Source organism: Parasphingopyxis marina (assembly GCF_014237875.1).
GTDB classification, from domain to species: domain Bacteria; phylum Pseudomonadota; class Alphaproteobacteria; order Sphingomonadales; family Sphingomonadaceae; genus Parasphingopyxis; species Parasphingopyxis marina.
Map to the genome: position 1 here is coordinate 1,268,502 of NZ_JACJVJ010000001.1, position 17,650 is coordinate 1,286,151.

A 17,650-nucleotide genomic window follows, 5' to 3' on the forward strand; every position below is an offset into this window, starting at 1 on the left:
CAATCGGGACCAGGGGAACTGCTTCTCTTGGTGGCGATCGGTGCGCTTGTGCCGCAGTTTCAATTTCCTGCTCTCGATTTGCCGCTGGGCCGCGTTCAAAATCCGGCTCGACTATGGCACAAAGATGGCGCGATGAACGAGCGAACCCGCAAGAAACCCCGACCGCCGCTGGACGCGGCCAGTCTTGAGGAGCTCGCGCTCTTCTATGTCGGCCGCTACGCGACGACGCGGGCGAAGCTGAGAAGCTATCTGGGGCGCAAGATCCGCGAACGCGGCTGGCAAGGCGAACGCGAACCGGAAATCGGCGCGCTTGCCGAAAAATGCGCGGAACTGGGCTATATCGACGATGCGGCCTTTGCGAGCGCGCGGGCGGTATCGCTGGGGCGCCGGGGCTATGGCGCGCGCCGGATCGACCAGGCACTGTTTGCCGCGGGGATCGACGAAGCAGACGGCGCCGAGGCCCGCGCCCTAGCCGAAGATAATGGCTGGGATGCCGCGCTCGCCTTTGCCCGCAAGCGCCGGATCGGCCCGTTCGCCGCCGAACCGCCCGATCCCGACCGGAAACGCAAGGTGATGGCGGCGATGCTGCGGGCTGGGCACAGCTACGAGATCGCGCGGAAATTCATCGATTCCGAGCCGGGGAACGTCCCCGAGCGGGAAGACTGAATCGCTGTTGCTAGGCTCTTTCGCGGTCCCGTTGTTATATGTTAGACATACGATCAACAGGGGGCGCACGGATGACGACCGATCGCAACGCGGTGGCTTTTGCTGCGTCGGGGGACGCGATGCATCACGACGCCTATTCAGCCGGTAGCGACGCAGACGGGCTTTCCCGGGCTTCGGGCGTTGTCAAATGGTTCGATGGTACGCGCGGCTACGGGTTTCTCGTCGCCGATGACGGCGAAGGCGATATTCTCGTCCATTTCTCGGTGCTGCGCGATCACGGACGGCGGACGCTTCCCGATCGGGCGCGGATCGAATGTATCGTCGCGGAGCGCGATCGCGGACGCCAGGCGACCGAAATTCTTTCGATAGACGTCGAGGGTTGCGAAGATGCCGGACCGTCGCAGGGCGCCGAGGAAAGCGGTCATGGCGTGCCCGACGAGTTGCTCGAAGACGCCGGCGATTTCGAAACGGTCACCGTGAAATGGTTCAACCGCTTGAAGGGCTATGGTTTCCTCGTGCGCGAACATGAAGACCGCGACGTGTTCGTCCATATGGAGACCGTCCGCCGTTCAGGCTTCGCGGAAATCGATACGGGCGACGAATTGCGCGCGCGGATCGCCGATGGCCGCAAGGGACCGCTTGCGGTGGTGCTCGCGCCCTGCGAATAGCGTTTCCATGACCAGATCAGTATTGCACCTGTTCGGCCTGGCGGCGTCCCTGATGCTGGTGACGGGCTGTCGCGCCGAGCCACAGCTTCCGCAAAACCCACCAATAGAAACCGCAGAGACGGTCGAAACCGCGCCGGCGGCAGCACAGGCCGAGACCATAGCGGTCACGATCCGCACGGACGCCGGCGAACATCTGTTCGATGCAGAACTGGCGATCACGCCCGAAGAGCAACGGCGTGGCCTGATGTTCCGCGAATCGCTGCCCGAAAATGGCGGCATGCTCTTTCCGTTCGAATATCCGCGCTATGCAAGCTTCTGGATGCGTAACACGGTGATCCCGCTCGATATGATCTTCGTGATGCCGGACGGACGCATCAGCAACATCGCGCGCGAGACGGTTCCCTATACGCTCGATTCCCACATGTCCGACGATCAGGTGATCGCGGTGCTCGAGATTGCCGGCGGCCGTGCCGAGGAACTGGGCATCGGTCGCGGCGATCAGGTGAGCTGGGAGGGCGGCCCCGCGCTGCCCCAATAGCGAAGTTACAGTTGGCGTCTCTGCCAAGAGGCGTTAAACGCGAGCGCGCTATGGGACTTTTCAAAAATATCTTCTGCTGGTGGGACGGTGCCACGATCGGGACAGCGTTGCATTCCGCGCTGAGGGGCCGTTCGGTCGGCGAGGACGCTTTCGGCAACCGCTACTATGAGAGCAAGAAGGCGCCGCGCCGCCGCTGGGTGATCTACCAGGGCCAGAACGATGCGAGCAACGTGCCCGCCGACTGGCATGGATGGCTGCACCAGACGATCGAGGACGTGCCCGAGGCGGGCCTGCCGCCCGCGCGTGCCTGGGAAGCGCCCTATGTTCACAATCTGACCGGCACCGACGATGCCTATCGGCCGTCCGGTGCGCTCGAATCGGGCGGCAAGCGCGCTGGCGCGAGCGGCGATTACGAGGCGTGGAGCCCGAATTGAACATCGCCCGCAGCCATTATTTCGAAGCCGCCGTCGGGCTGATCGTCGTGATCGCTTCGGTCTGGCTCGTCTTCGCCTTTCTCGGCCGGACGGCCAACGGCGCGGGCAGCGATGCGATCGAGATCTCGGCCCTGTTTCCCAATGTCAGCGGCGTCGATGTCGGCACCGATGTACGGGTTGCCGGAATGTCGATCGGCGAGGTGACGGCGATCTCGCTTAGTTCCGATGGCTATCAGGCCGATGTCCGCATGGCGATCGATCCCGCCGCCAATATTCCCAATGATTCGAGCGCCGCGATCAGCAGCGAAGGGCTGCTCGGCGGCAGTTATATCGCGCTTCTCCCCGGTGGTTCGCTGGAGCCGATGCAGGAAGGCGATGTGATTTTCGATACCCAGGGGGCGCTCGACATGAGCAGCCTTATCGGCTCTTTCATCAATGATTCCGGCGGCAGCGACGATGGCTTCGATACGATGGCCGAGCCCGACGCCGACGGGACGACGCCGTGACGCGCTGGCTCGCGCTTTCCACGATGCTGGCGCTTGCGGCTTGCGGCACGGCGGAGGAACGCGAAGCGCCGCCGCCCAGCGAACTGGCGCTCGATCAGGGCGGCGGGGGCGATGCCGAGAATGTCGACAATATCGAGGTGGTCGGCGAGCTGATTGCCGATGTCAGCGGCGTCACGCCGATGGAAGAGCGCGTCGCCGTTCTTGGCCTGCTCAACAAACGCAACGGTTTGTCGCGCGAAATACGGCTGCGGCCGGGCGAAACGACGCGGGTCGGCGACGTCATGGTCCGGCTGCGTGCCTGCGAACATACCGCGCCTTGGGAGCCGCAAGAGCTCACCGGTGCGTTCGTACAGTTGTTCGTTCGCCAGGTCGCACAGGGTGACAACGAGGAAAGCTGGGAGAGGGTTTTTTCCGGTTGGCTTTACAAGGAGCGCCCGGCGCTCAATGTCGTCCAGCATCGTCTCTACGATGTCTGGCCCAAGGCTTGCGAGATGACATATCCGGAAATCGCACCGTCGTCGCCGGCATCGGCTCGCGCCTCCAGCGCGCCGAGCTCCGCGCCTTCGCCGGAAGCCGAGAGTCCGGCACCGAGCGCCGACAACGCCGAGTCCAACAACGACGCATAATCGTTCTTGCTGATTTCCACTGCGCCCAGCGAGGCGAGGTGGTCCGTCATGAACTGGCAGTCGAGCAGGGCGAATCCGCCGACCTTCATCCGCGCCACCAGATGGGCGAGGGCAACCTTGGAGGCGTTGGAAACGCGGCTGAACATGCTTTCGCCGAAAAAGGCGCGGCCCAGCCTTACGCCGTACAGTCCGCCGACCAGGGCGCCGTCTTGCCAGCATTCGATCGAATGGGCATGGCCGCGCCGGTGGAGCTCTCCATATGCGCGCTCGATCGAGGGGTTTATCCAGGTATCGGGACGTTCGGGCTGGGTTTCCGCGCAGGATTTCAGGACATCGGCAAATGCCGTGTCGCGGGTAACCCGGAATTTGTCGCTGCGGATCGTCTTGTTGAGCGAGCGCGAGACATGGAAGTCGTCGAGCGGCAGAATCGCCCGCTTCTTGGGCTCTACCCAGAAGACATCTGCGGCGTCCCTGCCGTCGGCCATCGGAAACACGCCGACGGCATAGGCGCGCAGCAACAGGTTGGGATCAAGAAGGTCCACATTGGCAATTTAGCGGTTCCCGCGGGCGGCGTCATCGGTCATCGTCGACCGCCGGTGAATCAACCCCTGGCGATCTTCCTTTCGACGCCGCGCCACAATTTGGCGAAGGCCTGGCCCGCCGGCGTGCGGAGTCCGAAATCCCCAAGCGGTTCGCGCCGCCGTGCCATCTGTTCGACGACGCTGGCATAGGGGATGACCGGCCAGCGCTTTTGCGCGTCGAGCGCTTCGCGATGCAGGGTACGCCGCATATCGACCATCGTGAAAACCGGAAGGATCGCCGTGCGGCCCTTATGGTGCCGCTCGATATGATCGACGACGGTGTCGAAGGCGCGCACCGAAAGCGGCGAGGGGATTACCGGCACGAGCACAAGGTCTGCGGCGCGGATGATCTGGTCGCTGGTTTCGCTAAGGCCCGGCGGGCAATCGAGGATGATCCGGTCATAGTCGCGCGCGACATTTTCGATGATCTTGGCGAGCCGCTTCTTCTTGCCGAAGGAGAAGAACATCCGGTCGAGATCGCGCAACGAGGCGTCCGCGGCCAGCAGATCCAGCCGTTCGGTCGCGGTCGACCGGATCAGCTTTCCCGGCTTCACTTCCTGTTCGTAGACGCTTTCGGCAAGGCGCTTGGGGCGCTTCCCGTCTTGCGTGAGGAAGGTCGCCGCGGCTTGCGGATCGAGATCCCAGAGCAGCGTACGGCGCGAGGACAGCATCGCCGCGCACCAGGCAAGATTGACCGCGAGCGTCGTCTTACCGACGCCACCTTTCATGCTGTAGATCGCGATCGTTGCCATGGCCGGTTCTTAGCGAGCCCGCATGATCGCGCCAAATTCCGAAAGTTGACCCCATCCCATTTTGGGACGGGCGGCCAAATCAGATGATTTCCTTCACCAGATCCTGCGGCCGGCACAGTCGCACGCCCTTTGTGGTCTCGACGATCGGCCGGTTGATGAGGATGGGGTTCTTCACCATCGCGTTGAGTATCTGATCGTCCGTGACGTCGGGATCGTTGAGCCCGAGTTCCTTCGCGAGCGGTTCCTTGGCGCGCAGACCGTCACGCGGCGTGATGCCCGCCTTCTTGTAGAGATCGGCAAGTTTCTTCTTCGTCGGCGGGTTTTCCAGATACTGGATAACGCGTACCGCGATGGCCGGTGCCTTCTCCAGAATCTCCAGCGTCTTGCGGGACGTGCCGCAACGCGGGTTGTGGTAGATAATGGCCTGCATCGAACCGGTTACTCCTGGTTAGCTGACAATGTTTCGAGGGCTTCCATCGCCGCTTCGCGCTTGTCCCAGGGGACGAAGACATGATCGTGGTGATAGGCCGCCACTATATTGGCACTGATCCCGATTTCGGCAAGCGCGGCGGCGATCGCCGCGGTCAGGCCGATAGAATCGAGCGCGCTATTAGCGCCGATCGTGATTTTTGCCCAGCCCGATTCGTGTTCAATTCCGATCCCTTCGAGAATCGCGGCAAGCGCGATCACGCTGGCGCCTTCGGCTTCCGCGAAAGTCGCAACGGGGACGAGCCCCTGCGGCCATCCCTGGCCCATCGGGATGGTGGCGAAACCGTGCTCCTCTTCGGCCAGCATCGGTTTCAGGTCGCGCAGCAATGCGCCAAGATCGCGCGTGGCAGCCATTAGGCGGTCTCGTTCTTGGCCTGGCTTCGCTTCTGCAGCCACTCTTCGAGCCATTTGATCGTATAGTCGCCGGCCCGGAATTCGGGATCGTCGAGCAAGGCCTCATGCAGCGGGATGGTCGTTTTGACGCCGTCGATCACCATTTCCTCGAGCGCCCGTTTCAGGCGCATGATGCAGCGTTCGCGGTTGGTGCCGTAGACGATCAGCTTGGCGACCATGGAATCATAATAGGGCGGGATCGAATAGCCCGAATAGAGCCCGCTATCGACGCGGACATGCATGCCCCCGGCCGGGTGATAGCTGAGAACCTTGCCCGGCGAGGGCGCGAAGGTTTCGGGGTCTTCGGCGTTGATTCGGCATTCAATGGCATGGCCGTGGATTTGCACTTCGTCCTGCGTCACCGACAATGGATGCCCGTCCGCGACGAGAATCTGTTCGCGGACCAGGTCGATGCCGGTGATCATCTCGGTCACCGGATGTTCGACCTGAAGCCGCGTGTTCATCTCGATGAAATAGAAGCCGCCATCCTCGTACAGGAATTCGATCGTGCCGGCGCCGCGATAGCCCATATCGCCCATTGCCTTGGCCACCACGCCGCCCATTTCCACGCGTTGTTCGGCGCTGATGACGGGGGAGGGGGCCTCTTCCAGAACTTTCTGGTGACGGCGCTGGAGCGAGCAATCGCGCTCGCCCAGGTGAATGGCGTTGCCCTTGCCGTCGCCGAAGATCTGGAATTCGATATGGCGCGGATTGCCGAGATATTTCTCCAGATAGACGGTGTCGTCGCCGAACGCGGATTTCGCTTCGGAGCCCGCCTGCTTCATCAGCGTTTCGAGCTGGCCGGCCTCGGGCACCAGCTTCATGCCGCGCCCGCCGCCGCCCGATGCGGCCTTCACCATCAGCGGATAGCCGATTTCCTCGGCGATCTTTTTGGCCTCGGCGATGCCGCGCACTGCGCCGGGTGAACCGGGCACCAGGGGCAGGCCGAGCTTGCCGGCGGTGATCTTGGCCTCCACCTTGTCGCCCATTACCCGGATATGTTCGGGCTTCGGGCCGATCCAGATGATGTCATGCTCTTCGACGATCTTGGCGAATTTCTCGTTTTCCGAGAGAAAGCCATAGCCGGGGTGGATCGCGTCGGCGCCGCTGATCTCTGCTGCCGAAATGATGTTGGGGATATTGAGATAGCTCTCGCTGGCCGGCGGCGGGCCGATGCATACGGTTTCGTCGGCAAGCTTCACATGTTTGGCATCGCTGTCGGCGGTCGAATGCACGGCGACCGTCTTGATGCCCATCTCATGGCATGCCCGGTGGATGCGCAATGCGATCTCGCCGCGATTGGCAATCAGGACTTTGTTGATGGTCACGGCGGCGGCCTATTCGATGACGGCGAGCGGCTGTTCGAACTCCACCGGCTCGGCATCCTCGACCAACAGCGCCGTCACCTTGCCCGATTTCGGCGCAACGATCGGGTTCATCACCTTCATCGCCTCGACGATCAACAAGGTATCTCCTTCCGCAACCGTGTCGCCGACCGAAACGAACTGCGCCGCGCCGGGTTCGGGCGACATATAGACCGTGCCGACCATCGGCGATTTGACGGTTCCGGGATGGTTTTCGGCGCTGGCCGGCGCGGCTTCGGCGGCAGGCGTTGCTGCGGGCGCGGCGGCGGCCGGCGCGGCAACCGGTGCCGGCGCCGCGACCACAGCGGCAGGCGCGGCAGTGCGCGCGACACGGATCTTCCGATCCCCGTCCTCTACCTCGATTTCGGTCAGTTGCGTTTCGTCCAGCATCTCGGCGAGCTGGCGTACGAGATCGGTATCGACGTTCATGGAGCCGTTGCCGGCGCCCTTGTCGGTGGTCATGGCGAACCCTTTATTCCTGTTAGCCGGCGCGTGCCGGATCGCGATAAGTCGCGGCTTTTACTCAAAGGCGTAGGGCCGCGTCCAGCGCCAGCAGATAGGAAAGCGCACCGAAACCCGCAACGGTTCCCTTCGCGGCTTCGCCAACATAGCTTTTCCGGCGGAAATCCTCGCGGGCGTGCGGGTTGGAAAGGTGAACCTCGATCACCGGTACGGAAATCGCCTTAATAGCATCATGCAGGGCTACGGAAGTGTGTGAAAAGCCTGCGGAATTCAACAAGATAGCCTTTGCTCCCTCAGCCTGCGCCTCATGCATCCAGTCGATCAGATGGCCTTCATGGTTGGTCTGGCGCACCTCGACCTCCGCGCCCAGTTCCTGCGCCCGGTCTTCCAGCTGGCCTGCGATATCGTCGAGCGTGTCCGAACCGTAGATTTCCGGCTCGCGCGTGCCAAGCAGGTTCAGATTCGGCCCGTTGAGAACGTAGATGACGGGATTTTCGGCCATAAGCCCAAGCCTTTCGGTTGCAGCATTGCAGGGCGCACACCTATATGCGGACCGGCCCGCAACGCAAAGCAGGATAAGCGCATGACCGGCGACGGTACGATCTCGATCCGCATCAATGGCGAGCACCGCCGGGTGCATAGCGGCATGACCTTGGCGCAGTTCGCCAGCGAGGAACTGGGGCTTGATCCCGCGAAGGTCGCTGTCGAGCGCAACCTCGAAGTCGTGCCGCGCTCGACCTTGGGCGATGTCCATGTCGAGGATGGCGACGAACTGGAGATCGTGCACTTTGTGGGCGGTGGCGATGGCAGCGACGACCGATGGAGCGTGGCGGGGAAAAGTTTCACTTCGCGGCTGATCGTGGGCACGGGAAAGTACAAGGATTTCGAGGAAAATGCTGCGGCGCTCGAAGCTTCGGGCGCGGAGATCATCACGGTTGCGGTACGCCGGGTGAATGTGTCGGATCCCAAAGCGCCGATGCTGACCGACTTTATCGATCCGAAAAAATATACCTATCTCCCGAACACCGCCGGCTGTTTCACGGCCGACGACGCGATCCGCACCTTGCGGCTGGCGCGCGAGGCGGGCGGTTGGGACCTCGTAAAGCTCGAAGTGCTGGGCGAAGCGAAGACGCTTTATCCCGATATGCGAGAAACGCTGCGCGCGACCGAAATCCTGTCCAAGGAAGGCTTCAAGCCGATGGTCTATTGCGTCGACGATCCGATCGCCGCAAAGCAGCTGGAAGAGGCGGGCGCGGTGGCAGTGATGCCGCTCGGCGCACCGATCGGCTCGGGGCTCGGTATCCAGAATCGTGTGACTATCCGGCTCATCGTCGAAGGCGCTGGCGTGCCCGTGCTCGTCGATGCCGGGGTCGGCACGGCGTCCGATGCTGCCGTGGCGATGGAACTGGGCTGCGACGGCGTGTTGATGAACACGGCCATTGCCGAGGCGAAAGAACCGATCCGCATGGCCCGCGCGATGAAGCTCGCCGTAGAGGCGGGCCGCGAGGCCTACCGTTCGGGGCGGATGGTGACGCGCAAATATGCCGATCCCTCAAGCCCGCTGGCGGGGCTCATCTGAATCCGGGTTGCGGCGAGCGGTTCGTCCCGATTGTTGGAACTTTAAAAAACGCTATTCGTTTCAACTACATGGCCAATGACGGCCGTGGAAAGGAATATGTAATGGGAGAATTGAAAGACAAGATCAAAGGCAAGTCCAACGAAGCCGCTGGACAGGCCAAGGAAGCTGCCGGCAAGGCGACGAACAATCCCGAGCTGAAGGCCGAAGGCGAAAAGCAACAGCTCAAGGGCAAGGGCCAGCAGGTGAAAGGCGCCGTCAAGGGCGCGTTGGGCGATAAGGTCTGAGCTTTTCGACCTTCGCTAAAAAAAGAGCCGCTCCATCCGGGGCGGCTTTTTTTTGGCGGTTATCTAACCCAGGCAACCGTTCGTCGAAAACGGGGGCTTTCCCCTTTACGCGCCGCCGATTTTCAGTTTTACGACACTCGTCGGAGACACTCGGTTGCCCCCAAGCCCCTGTGGGTCAACTGGGTCGCATTGGGCCATCGTCGGGATAACCGGCGGTGGCCCTTTGCGTGAAACGCCCGATTCAGGCTGCCCCGGATGCGGCGTGGATCTTGGCGATCGAATTGCCCGCGCCGATCTGGTCGGCAACATCGATGGTAAGGTGAATGAGGCGCACGCCGTCCTCCTTCATTGCCCGTTCCAGCGCGGGGCCGAACTCCGCGGTTTTCTCGACCCTGTCCGACCAGCAGCCATAGGCTTGCGCCAGCGCCGCGAAATCGGGGTTGGAAAGCCCTGTGCCCGAAACCCGCCCGGGATAGTTGCGTTCCTGGTGCATGCGGATCGTGCCATAGCTGCCATTGTCGACGACGAAGACGAGCATCGAAGCGCCATGCTGGACGGCGGTCGCCAGTTCCTGTCCGTTCATCAGGAAATCGCCGTCGCCCGCGACGGCTACGATTTGCCGGTCGGGATGGCGCAGCGCCGCGGCGACCGCCGCGGGGACGCCATAGCCCATCGCTCCGGCGGTCGGCGCGAGCTGGCAGACCGGTCCGCCATAGCGCCAGAAACGGTGCCACCAGCTCGAGAAATTGCCCGCGCCGTTGCAGATGATCGTGTCGACCGGCAGCGCCTCGCGCATCGTGCCGACGCATTGCGCGAGGTCGAGCGCGAGATCGTCGTTCGGCTGCGGCGTGCTCCATGCCTCCCATTCGGCATGAGCGTCCTTGCCGCAATCGAAATCGATAATGTCATGCTCCCACAGCGCGGCCTCTTCGGCGAACTCGCGCATATCGGCACAGATCGGCAAATCGGTGCGATAGACCTTGCCCAGTTCTTCCGGATCGGGATGGACGTGGATCAGGATCTGGTCGGGATGATCGGGCGTCACCAGCGTATAGCCGTCGGTCGTCGCTTCGCCGAGGCGTGGGCCGACGATCAGCAGCAGGTCCGCCTTCCGGATCCGTTCGAGCAGCTTGGGGTTCGGGCCGTAACCGAGATTGCCGGCCCAGACCGAGGAATCGTTGGGAATCGCATCCTGCCGGCGAAAGCCGCAGGCCACGGGCAGGCCGATATCTTCGGCGAATTGCCGGAAATAATGGGCGGTGCCCGCGCACCAGTCCGCGCCGCCGACAATGGCCACCGGCGAGCTCGCGTCTTTCAAGAGCCCCATCATCGCGGCCATCGCATCGGGATCGGGATGTTGGGTGGGCCGAACGACCTTGGGCCGGTCCACCGCCTCGACCGCATCGCGCAGCATGTCTTCGGGCAGCGCGAGCACGACGGGGCCGGGCCGCCCTGCCATCGCCGTTGCATAGGCGCGGGCGATATATTCGGGGATGCGTTCGGCGCGGTCGATCTTCGCCGCCCATTTGGCGACCGGGGCGAACATCGCGGTAAAGTCGATCTCCTGGAAGGCCTCGCGGTCTTTGTCCTCGCGGCCGACATCGCCGATGAAATAGATCATCGGTACCGAATCCTGCCGGGCGACATGGACGCCGATCGATCCGTTGGTCGCGCCAGGCCCGCGCGTGACGAAGGCGATGCCCGGCCGCCCGGTCATCGCGCCGTCGGCGGCGGCCATATAGGATACGCCGCCTTCCTGTCGGCAGACGACGAGATCGATCTCTTCGCAATCGTGGAGCGCGTCCAGCACGGCGAGATAGCTCTCGCCTGGGACGCAGAAAATACGGTCGCAGCCTTGGGCCACGAGGTTGTCGACCAGGATTTTGCCGCCGGTGCGTAACTGTGTCATGCATCCGCTCTAGCGCGCAAAAAGACGCGGAGAAAGGGAGAGAACAAGCAATGGAGATAGTGACCGACGGATTGCGGTTTCCCGAAGGGCCGGTGGCAATGGACGATGGCAGCATCATCCTTGTCGAGATCGCCGACGGGAAGATCACGCGGGTACTGCCCGACGGCAGTAAGCAGACGGTCGCCGAGCCGGGCGGCGGACCCAACGGCCTTGCGATCGGCCCCGACGGCAAGCTCTATTGCTGCAACAATGGCGGCTTCAGCTATATCGAAAGCAACGGGATGCTCGCGCCGCACGGCATCGCTGCCGACTATTCGGGCGGCCGGATCGAGCGCATCGACATCGCCACCGGCGATGTGGAAGTCCTCTACAAATCGGGCGATTTCGGCTGCGTCCTGCGCGGCCCCAACGATATCGTCTTCGACGAGCATGGCGGCTTCTGGTTCACCGATCACGGGAAGGTCGATTATGAAAAGCGCTGCCATGACATCGTCGGCATCTTTTACGCCAAGGCCGATGGCAGCCATCTCGAGGAAGTGATTTTCCCCTCACAAAACCCCAATGGCGTCGGCCTCTCGCCCGACGGCAAATCGCTATATGCGGCGGAAACCTACACCTGCCGCCTGACCAAGTTCAACGTGATCGCGCCGGGCAAGGTCGACGATGCGGCGGGGCCGGGCGGGCAGGGCATCCCGCTCTATCGCCCCGCGGGCTACAAATTCTTCGACAGCCTCGGCGTCGAGGAATCCGGCAATATCTGCATCGCCACGATCGGCGAATGCGGGATCACGGTCGTCTCTCCCGCCGGCGAAGAGGTCGAGTTCGTGCCGACCGACGACATCTTCACGACCAATATCTGTTGGGGCGGGGCCGACATGCGCACCGCCTATATCTGCCTGTCGGGGACGGGGCGGCTCGCCAAGATGCAATGGGCGCGCCCTGGCCTGCGCCTTGCGCATAATAGTTGAGGGAAGGGAGAGAGTGATGGACAGCTGGGTGATAGAGATCGACCGGGGCGACCTTAACGACGCGAAAATCGTGCAAACCGGGCCGCCGGCGTTGGACGAGGGGCAAGTGCTGGTCGCCATCGACGAATATGCGATGACCGCGAACAACATCACCTATGGTGTCTTCGGCGAACCCGCCGGGCTGTTCGGAAACGACCAGGGCTATTGGGATTTCTTCTCCGAGCGCGGCGAGCCGGGGCGGCTTCCGGTCTGGGGCTTCGCGACGGTCGTCGAGAGCCGGGCCGAGGGCATCGCCGCAGGGGATCGCTTCTACGGCTATTATCCGATGGCATCGCATACGGTGCTAACGGCGTCCGATATCCGCGAGACCGGTTTTGTCGACGCCACGCCGCGTCGCACGACCCTGCCGCCGATCTACAACAATTATCAAAAGCTAGACCGGATCGTCGACTATCGTCCCGAACATCATGACTACTGGCCGGTCTTCCGCCCGCTATTCCTGACCGGCTGGCTGATCGCCGACCAATATGAGGACGAAAGCGATTATGGCGCCGAGCAGATCGTCATCGCCAGCGCATCGAGCAAGACCGCGATCGGGCTCGCTTTCGCGCATCGCCAGCGCGGCGAGGCACGGCCGAGCAGCATCGGCCTGACCAGCGCGTCCCATGTCGACGCGCTCGCGGCGACGGGAATTTACGATACGGTGGTCGCTTATGACGATATCGGTACGCTCGATGCCTCGAAGCCGACCGGCTATGTCGATATGGCGGGCAATGGCGCGGTGACCGCCGCCGTCCACCGCCATTTCGGCGACAATCTCCGCAATTCGATGATCGTCGGCAAGTCGCATTGGGATGCGCCGCGGGTCGAACCGGACCTTCCCGGCGCTCCGCCGACCGGCTTTTTCGCGCCCGCGCGCAGTCAGAAGCGGCTCGCCGACTGGGGCCCGGCCGAATTCGGGCAACGCATCGCCAGCGCCTGGCTCGGCTTCATGGAGATCGCGCCCGATATCGCCGGGATCGACCGGCGCTCGGGATCCGAAGCGGCGCTCGCCGCCTATCGCGAAATGCTGTCGGGCAAGGCCGACCCGAAAAAAGGGATAGTCGTTACGCCCTGAACGGCGGCTATTCGAAAAAGGCCACCGAGCGGCATTCGATGCTCTCGCGGACGTTCGCATCGGGGAAGCTCGGATCCCAAAACGCCGTATGCGGCACGCGCCAGGCGACGCTGTGATCCGAGTCGTGAAATTTCAGCAGCAGCGCCTCGTCGCGCGTCATTTTCGAGAAATACCACCAACGGTGATCGGGATTGTAGCGGAAGATAGCGGCGGCCATCTGCTCGTCATCGGGCATGGGCGCGAACATCGCCTCGCCCTCGGGAATCTCGTCGACGATGTAGAGCACGTTGGGTAGGCCTTCCTCGTCGCCGACGCTGCGATGATCGCAGACAGCGAGCGGGCAATCCTGCGGCGGCGGTGAGAAGGTGCGCCAGAAGCTCGTATAGATGAAGCGCGAATAGCCGGGGCCGTCTGGTCGCACCTTTTCGTAGAGCGCTTTCGCCATGCGGTCGGCGCGCGATGGTTCGGTGTCGATATGCGCCTCGCCGGCCGGCGGCTGGACCCCGCCCTGATGCTGATAGGGCTCGTCCGTGTTCTTCTGGTACTTCGCGATGTCGCCCGAATTGCGGATCATCCAGCCCATCGGATGGACGAAGCTCGCGCCGGTCAGCGCCTTCACATGGCTCGCGACCTCGTCCTTGTAGAGCCGGTCGACCTCGTCGCTGTCGTAGAAATCCGCAATGGCGGTCGGGCAATCGCCGAGGACGAAGCCCTGTCGCTCAAGCGTGAAATGCTCGCGGATGGTGCGCGCATCGCGGATCGCCACCTCGAACGGGCCGTAGCTCCCGGTGTTGACCTCGACGCCCGCCGACACGAAGCGGCGGTTGATATCCGGTCCGGGTAGCAGATAGTTGATTTTCGCTTCGATGCTGCGGGCTTCGTCTTCGATATGCGCCTCTGCGACCGGCATCCTGTCCTCCTATCCGATTGTTTGTACGCGATTATGCTTATTTTAGGGCGCGCCGCCAGCTTGAATGTCACCGTCACGTAACTTGACCCTGCGCGGCGGGAACCGCAGACGGGCCCTCTCTCCGACGATCGATACCTGAACAATAATGGAGAAGGCCTGTGAATACGAAACAGATTGCCGCCCTATCGGCGGTTGCCACGATCGCCGGAATTTCGACCTCCGCCCAATCCCAGACGCTCGACGCCGAAGCCGCGCAAACCATCGTCCAGTCGTGCGCGGCCCGGGCCACGGCGCGCGGGCAGAGCCACGGCATCGCCGTTGTCGATCTCGGCGGTCATCTCGTTGCTGCGCTGCGGATGGACGGCAATGGCTGGGGCATCCAGGCCTTTGCCGAAGAAAAGGCGCGCGCCGCGGCGGCTTGGGGTTTCCCGACTGCAGGCATGGCCCGCGCGGTCGAAGAAACGCCCGGTTTTGCCGGTGCGCCCGATGTCGTAGCGGTTGGCGGTGGCGTGCCGATCTTCGATGCCGAGGGGAGGGAACGGATTGGCGGGGCGGGCGCGTCGGGCGAACCGCCCGAGGATGATGCCGCCTGCGTGATCGCCGGGATCGCGGCCGCGGGCCTGCGATCCTCGCGTGCCGAAAACTGATCGCCGGCTAGCCATGTCTTATTCAGCAGTCATCTGGGATTTCGGCGGGGTGATCACGACCTCGCCTTTCGCCGCGTTCAACCGCATGGAGCGGGAACGGGGACTGCCGGAAGACAGCGTCCGCCGGATCAACGCCGCCGATCCCGATAGCAATGCCTGGGCCCGGTTCGAAAGATCCGAGATCGACGCCGATGCGTTCGACGCGCTGTTCGCGGAAGAGGCCGCACGGACGGGCGTCGCGCTTTGCGGCAGGGATGTGCTCGCTTGCCTGGCCGGCGATGTCCGTCCGCGCATGGTCGCGGCGCTCGACGTCCTCAAGGTCAAGGGCTTCCGGCTGGGCTGCATTACCAACAATGTGCCGTCGGGGCGCGGAGCGGGGATGGCGGTCAGCGAGGAAAAGGCGTTGCGGGTCGAAGATATCATGTCGCGCTTCGATCATGTCATCGAAAGCTCGAAGGTCGGCGTGCGCAAGCCCGATCCGCGGATATATGCGATGATGTGCGAAGCCTTGGACGTGGTGCCGAAAAGCTGCGTCTATCTCGACGATCTCGGGATCAACTGCAAACCGGCCGCCGCTATGGGGATGGTGGCGATCAAGGTAAGCGGGGAAGAACACGCGCTGGCCGATCTCGGTTCGGTGCTCGGGTTTGAGGAAGGATGGTTGTGACGCGGTTCCTGGCCTTCGCCTGCGCAATATTGTGCGTGGCGCTCTCCGTTCCCGCGGGGGCGCAGACCGTCCCTGAATCGGCACCGGCCGAAGGCGGGCGGCTGGTGATCGTCGGTGGCGGGCTCTCGCTCGACAATGCCGATGTCTATCACGCCTTTATCGACAATCGCCTCGCAGGATCGCCGGGCATCGCGATTATCGCGGCGGCTTCGGCCAGTCCGTCCGGCAGCGGGGCGACTTTCGCCGGAGAGCTGATGTTCTACGGCGTGGCCGCCGAAGACGTTGCCATCGTCCAGCTCGCTATGCTTGACGATCCCGACACGCCGGACGTCGACGAAAGCGAATGGACGGGCGGCGCCACCGATCCCGATCAGATCGCGACGATCGAGAATGCCGGGGCGATCTGGTTCACGGGCGGCGATCAGATGCGCCTGCGCCAGCTGTTGATCGCCGAGGACGGCACCGATACGCCGATGCTCGCGGCCATCCGCACGCGGCTCGAAGTTGGCGCAGTTGTCGGTGGATCGAGCGCGGGGGCGGCCGTGATGAGCGATCCGATGATCGCGGGCGGCGATCCCTTTGGTGGCCTGTTCGGCGAAGTGCTCGCAGCCGCGCCGTCGCAAAGCGGCGAAAGCGGGAGCCTCGTCCTGGACCGCGGCCTGGGCTTTTTCTCGCCCGGCCTAGTCGACCAGCATTTCGCGCAGCGCGGCCGCTTCGGGAGGCTGGCGCGGGCGATCATGGCACAGCCCGCCACGTCACGGATGGGGCTCGGTATCGACGAAGATACGGCGCTGCTTGTCGATCGCGGGGATCGGGCGGCCTGGGTTGTCGGACGCGGCACCGTGACAGTGCTCGACGGGCGCCGCGCGACGGTTTCGGCGACGGGCTTTGCCGATATCCGGCTGTCGCGGTTGCATGGCGGCGACATGCTGAACCTTTCGACGCTGGCGGTGACGCCGGCGAGCGGGCGCGAGCCAGTGACCGCGCGGCCGTCGGTCTTCGGCGGACTATGGCCGAGCGTGCGGCTCGCCGATCCGCTGGAAAGCGAGACGCGCCAGTTGTTCACCAGTGAGCAGCGCCGCGCCGCCACGGCCCGGTTCGAGGTCAACCTGGCCGAGGACAAGCGCGGCGCGATTTTCGTCTTCGCCGCCGATGCGCGTACCCGCTACTGGCGGAGCGCCGAGGAAGAAGGCTGGAACGGCACGCTTTCGGGTGTTCGCCTGTCGCTCACCACCGGCGCGCCGCAACCCTATCGCCATTAATGCGCCATCAGCACCGGCACCGGCGATTGCCGGATGAAGTGCTTCGAAACGCCGCCGAACAGGGTTTCGCGCAAGCGACTGTGGCCGAACGCGCCCATCACCAGATAATCGGCCTCGCGGTCGACCAGCAGATTGTGCATCGCCTCCGCGACATCGCCGGCCCGGTCGCGCAGCGTGACTTCGGCCGAGATGCCGTGGCGCGAGAGATAGCTGGCCGCCGCCTCGGCCGGGAAATTTTCGGGGTCCTGGCCCAGCGTCACGATCTCGACTTCGCCGGCGATCGCCAATAGCGGGACGGCCTGGCGCATGGCATTGGCCGCGGGCACCGATCCGTTCCAGGCGATGACGGCCTTGCCCGTGCAATCGAGCGCCTTGGCCGATTGCGGCACGGCAAGAACCGGGCAATGGCTCGCCATGACGAAATAGCTGAGCGCGGATTCCAGATCGTCATGATCGTTTTCGGGCGGTTCCGACAGCACGGCAAGATCGGCGAGCCGCGAATAGCGGACGAGCGCATCGTCGGGCGTGCCATTGAGCCGGGCGAAATCCCACGGCACGTCTTCGGCGGCCATATGGTCGCGCATCCTGGCATGTTTGGCCTCGGACGCGTCCTCGGCGGCCTTGTGCTGCTCGGCCACATAATAGGAACCGCCGAACGGATCGAGCGCGACATAGGCGCTGGTTGGAATGCCGTGGAGGAAGGTCAGGTGCCCGCTGGTCGCGCGGCAGATGTCGAGCGCCGCCTGCATTCGCGATTCGAGGCCGTGCTCGTCACTCACCGGGGTTATCAGGGATTTCATGGTGCGGTTCCTTTCGCTGTTGTAAAAA

At 63.5% G+C, this 17,650-nt stretch carries 22 protein-coding genes and 1 pseudogene; 13 read left to right on the forward strand and 10 right to left on the reverse strand.

All coding sequences use genetic code 11. The features are described from left to right. The first annotated feature begins 132 nt into the window (after positions 1 to 132). The 6 genes and pseudogenes from H6P80_RS06250 to H6P80_RS16475 all read left to right on the forward strand — a co-directional run. Positions 133 to 666, forward strand: coding sequence for a regulatory protein RecX (locus H6P80_RS06250; RefSeq protein ID WP_185800442.1), 534 nt, complete (start codon positions 133 to 135; stop codon positions 664 to 666). A gap of 71 nt (positions 667 to 737) precedes the next feature. Then, entirely contained in the window at positions 738 to 1,334 is a 597-nt protein-coding gene (locus tag H6P80_RS06255) for a cold-shock protein (RefSeq protein ID WP_235973734.1), read from the forward strand. A gap of 7 nt (positions 1,335 to 1,341) precedes the next feature. Beyond that, a complete protein-coding gene (locus H6P80_RS06260; protein WP_185800443.1) occupies positions 1,342 to 1,872 on the forward strand; it encodes a DUF192 domain-containing protein in 531 nt (176 codons plus the stop codon). 50 nt (positions 1,873 to 1,922) lie between these two features. Then, entirely contained in the window at positions 1,923 to 2,306 is a 384-nt protein-coding gene (locus H6P80_RS06265; RefSeq protein WP_185800444.1) for an NADH:ubiquinone oxidoreductase subunit NDUFA12, read from the forward strand. Further along, the gene (gene mlaD / locus H6P80_RS06270; RefSeq protein WP_185800445.1) at positions 2,303 to 2,812 is read left to right on the forward strand and encodes an outer membrane lipid asymmetry maintenance protein MlaD; all 510 of its coding nucleotides are present in this window, start codon (positions 2,303 to 2,305) and stop codon (positions 2,810 to 2,812) included. The genes H6P80_RS06265 and mlaD overlap by 4 nt, the downstream gene beginning before the upstream one ends. 179 nt (positions 2,813 to 2,991) lie before the next feature. Beyond that, a pseudogene (locus H6P80_RS16475) lies at positions 2,992 to 3,240 on the forward strand (DUF2155 domain-containing protein); the annotation flags it as partial. A gap of 35 nt (positions 3,241 to 3,275) precedes the next feature. Here H6P80_RS16475 and aat read toward each other — a convergent pair. The 7 genes from aat to aroQ all read right to left on the reverse strand — a co-directional run bounded on the left by aat (position 3,276) and on the right by aroQ (position 7,981). Then, entirely contained in the window at positions 3,276 to 3,980 is a 705-nt protein-coding gene (gene aat / locus H6P80_RS06280) for a leucyl/phenylalanyl-tRNA--protein transferase (protein ID WP_185800446.1), read from the reverse strand. A 59-nt stretch (positions 3,981 to 4,039) separates the two neighbouring features. Then, entirely contained in the window at positions 4,040 to 4,771 is a 732-nt protein-coding gene (locus H6P80_RS06285) for a ParA family protein (protein ID WP_185800447.1), read from the reverse strand. Between the two features lie 79 nt (positions 4,772 to 4,850). Further along, on the reverse strand, positions 4,851 to 5,201 hold the full coding sequence (gene arsC / locus H6P80_RS06290; protein ID WP_185800448.1) for an arsenate reductase (glutaredoxin): 351 nt from the start codon (positions 5,199 to 5,201) through the stop codon (positions 4,851 to 4,853). Positions 5,202 to 5,209: 8 nt separating this feature from the next. Then, positions 5,210 to 5,614 carry an ACT domain-containing protein gene (locus H6P80_RS06295; RefSeq protein ID WP_185800449.1) on the reverse strand — a complete coding sequence of 135 codons (405 nt, stop codon included), beginning with the start codon at positions 5,612 to 5,614 and terminating at the stop codon, positions 5,210 to 5,212. Next, on the reverse strand, positions 5,614 to 6,981 hold the full coding sequence (gene accC, locus H6P80_RS06300; RefSeq protein WP_185800450.1) for an acetyl-CoA carboxylase biotin carboxylase subunit: 1,368 nt from the start codon (positions 6,979 to 6,981) through the stop codon (positions 5,614 to 5,616). Before accC ends, H6P80_RS06295 begins: the two co-directional genes overlap by 1 nt. Positions 6,982 to 6,990: 9 nt before the next feature. Next, positions 6,991 to 7,479 (reverse strand): acetyl-CoA carboxylase biotin carboxyl carrier protein, encoded by a 489-nt coding sequence (gene accB / locus H6P80_RS06305; protein ID WP_235973735.1) that lies wholly within the window; start codon positions 7,477 to 7,479, stop codon positions 6,991 to 6,993. Between the two features lie 61 nt (positions 7,480 to 7,540). Continuing rightward, a complete protein-coding gene (aroQ, locus tag H6P80_RS06310) occupies positions 7,541 to 7,981 on the reverse strand; it encodes a type II 3-dehydroquinate dehydratase (protein WP_185800451.1) in 441 nt (146 codons plus the stop codon). Between the two features lie 81 nt (positions 7,982 to 8,062). Between aroQ and thiS the strand changes: the two genes are divergently transcribed. Together thiS and H6P80_RS06320 are read left to right on the forward strand one after the other, a co-directional pair. Then, on the forward strand, positions 8,063 to 9,058 hold the full coding sequence (thiS, locus tag H6P80_RS06315; RefSeq protein WP_185800452.1) for a sulfur carrier protein ThiS: 996 nt from the start codon (positions 8,063 to 8,065) through the stop codon (positions 9,056 to 9,058). 101 nt (positions 9,059 to 9,159) lie between these two features. Further along, positions 9,160 to 9,342 carry a CsbD family protein gene (locus tag H6P80_RS06320; RefSeq protein ID WP_185800453.1) on the forward strand — a complete coding sequence of 61 codons (183 nt, stop codon included), beginning with the start codon at positions 9,160 to 9,162 and terminating at the stop codon, positions 9,340 to 9,342. 241 nt (positions 9,343 to 9,583) lie between these two features. Here H6P80_RS06320 and H6P80_RS06325 read toward each other — a convergent pair whose 3' ends face one another. Next, the gene (locus tag H6P80_RS06325) at positions 9,584 to 11,251 is read right to left on the reverse strand and encodes a thiamine pyrophosphate-binding protein (protein ID WP_185800454.1); all 1,668 of its coding nucleotides are present in this window, start codon (positions 11,249 to 11,251) and stop codon (positions 9,584 to 9,586) included. A 50-nt stretch (positions 11,252 to 11,301) separates the two neighbouring features. Between H6P80_RS06325 and H6P80_RS06330 the strand changes: the two genes are divergently transcribed. After that, positions 11,302 to 12,219, forward strand: a complete 918-nt coding sequence (locus H6P80_RS06330; protein ID WP_185800455.1) for an SMP-30/gluconolactonase/LRE family protein — start codon at positions 11,302 to 11,304, stop codon at positions 12,217 to 12,219. A 16-nt stretch (positions 12,220 to 12,235) separates the two neighbouring features. Continuing rightward, on the forward strand, positions 12,236 to 13,336 hold the full coding sequence (locus H6P80_RS06335) for a DUF2855 family protein (RefSeq protein WP_185800456.1): 1,101 nt from the start codon (positions 12,236 to 12,238) through the stop codon (positions 13,334 to 13,336). 7 nt (positions 13,337 to 13,343) lie between these two features. On the opposite strand, the gene H6P80_RS06340 is transcribed toward H6P80_RS06335, so the two are convergent. Continuing rightward, positions 13,344 to 14,246 (reverse strand): CmcJ/NvfI family oxidoreductase, encoded by a 903-nt coding sequence (locus H6P80_RS06340; RefSeq protein WP_185800457.1) that lies wholly within the window; start codon positions 14,244 to 14,246, stop codon positions 13,344 to 13,346. 158 nt (positions 14,247 to 14,404) lie between these two features. On the opposite strand from H6P80_RS06340, the gene H6P80_RS06345 reads away from it, so the two are divergent. Genes H6P80_RS06345 through H6P80_RS06355 form a run of 3 tightly spaced genes read left to right on the forward strand, consistent with a single transcriptional unit; the run spans position 14,405 to position 16,822 of the window. Next, the gene (locus H6P80_RS06345) at positions 14,405 to 14,893 is read left to right on the forward strand and encodes a GlcG/HbpS family heme-binding protein (RefSeq protein WP_185800458.1); all 489 of its coding nucleotides are present in this window, start codon (positions 14,405 to 14,407) and stop codon (positions 14,891 to 14,893) included. 13 nt (positions 14,894 to 14,906) lie between these two features. Beyond that, complete coding sequence (locus tag H6P80_RS06350; protein ID WP_185800459.1) at positions 14,907 to 15,560, forward strand: HAD-IA family hydrolase; 654 nt, start codon at positions 14,907 to 14,909, stop codon at positions 15,558 to 15,560. Further along, positions 15,557 to 16,822 (forward strand): cyanophycinase, encoded by a 1,266-nt coding sequence (locus H6P80_RS06355; RefSeq protein WP_185800460.1) that lies wholly within the window; start codon positions 15,557 to 15,559, stop codon positions 16,820 to 16,822. The genes H6P80_RS06350 and H6P80_RS06355 overlap by 4 nt, the downstream gene beginning before the upstream one ends. Here H6P80_RS06355 and H6P80_RS06360 read toward each other — a convergent pair. Continuing rightward, positions 16,819 to 17,622, reverse strand: coding sequence for a universal stress protein (locus H6P80_RS06360; protein ID WP_185800461.1), 804 nt, complete (start codon positions 17,620 to 17,622; stop codon positions 16,819 to 16,821). The two genes, H6P80_RS06355 and H6P80_RS06360, sit on opposite strands and share 4 nt — an antisense overlap. Positions 17,623 to 17,650 lie beyond the last annotated feature (28 nt).

What these genes read in the sequence shown, in the direction of transcription:
- H6P80_RS06250 (WP_185800442.1), top strand. Translation starts at nt 133, where the DNA reads ATGAACGAGCGAACCCGCAAGAAACCCCGACCGCCGCTGGACGCGGCC.
- H6P80_RS06350 (WP_185800459.1), top strand. Translation starts at nt 14,907, where the DNA reads ATGTCTTATTCAGCAGTCATCTGGGATTTCGGCGGGGTGATCACGACC.
- H6P80_RS06255 (WP_235973734.1), top strand. Translation starts at nt 738, where the DNA reads ATGACGACCGATCGCAACGCGGTGGCTTTTGCTGCGTCGGGGGACGCG.
- H6P80_RS06330 (WP_185800455.1), top strand. Translation starts at nt 11,302, where the DNA reads ATGGAGATAGTGACCGACGGATTGCGGTTTCCCGAAGGGCCGGTGGCA.
- H6P80_RS06285 (WP_185800447.1), bottom strand. Translation starts at nt 4,771, where the DNA reads ATGGCAACGATCGCGATCTACAGCATGAAAGGTGGCGTCGGTAAGACG.
- H6P80_RS06325 (WP_185800454.1), bottom strand. Translation starts at nt 11,251, where the DNA reads ATGACACAGTTACGCACCGGCGGCAAAATCCTGGTCGACAACCTCGTG.
- arsC (WP_185800448.1), bottom strand. Translation starts at nt 5,201, where the DNA reads ATGCAGGCCATTATCTACCACAACCCGCGTTGCGGCACGTCCCGCAAG.
- H6P80_RS06360 (WP_185800461.1), bottom strand. Translation starts at nt 17,622, where the DNA reads ATGAAATCCCTGATAACCCCGGTGAGTGACGAGCACGGCCTCGAATCG.
- accB (WP_235973735.1), bottom strand. Translation starts at nt 7,479, where the DNA reads ATGACCACCGACAAGGGCGCCGGCAACGGCTCCATGAACGTCGATACC.
- H6P80_RS06340 (WP_185800457.1), bottom strand. Translation starts at nt 14,246, where the DNA reads ATGCCGGTCGCAGAGGCGCATATCGAAGACGAAGCCCGCAGCATCGAA.
- H6P80_RS06260 (WP_185800443.1), top strand. Translation starts at nt 1,342, where the DNA reads ATGACCAGATCAGTATTGCACCTGTTCGGCCTGGCGGCGTCCCTGATG.
- aroQ (WP_185800451.1), bottom strand. Translation starts at nt 7,981, where the DNA reads ATGGCCGAAAATCCCGTCATCTACGTTCTCAACGGGCCGAATCTGAAC.
- H6P80_RS06335 (WP_185800456.1), top strand. Translation starts at nt 12,236, where the DNA reads ATGGACAGCTGGGTGATAGAGATCGACCGGGGCGACCTTAACGACGCG.
- thiS (WP_185800452.1), top strand. Translation starts at nt 8,063, where the DNA reads ATGACCGGCGACGGTACGATCTCGATCCGCATCAATGGCGAGCACCGC.
- H6P80_RS06320 (WP_185800453.1), top strand. Translation starts at nt 9,160, where the DNA reads ATGGGAGAATTGAAAGACAAGATCAAAGGCAAGTCCAACGAAGCCGCT.
- H6P80_RS06265 (WP_185800444.1), top strand. Translation starts at nt 1,923, where the DNA reads ATGGGACTTTTCAAAAATATCTTCTGCTGGTGGGACGGTGCCACGATC.
- H6P80_RS06295 (WP_185800449.1), bottom strand. Translation starts at nt 5,614, where the DNA reads ATGGCTGCCACGCGCGATCTTGGCGCATTGCTGCGCGACCTGAAACCG.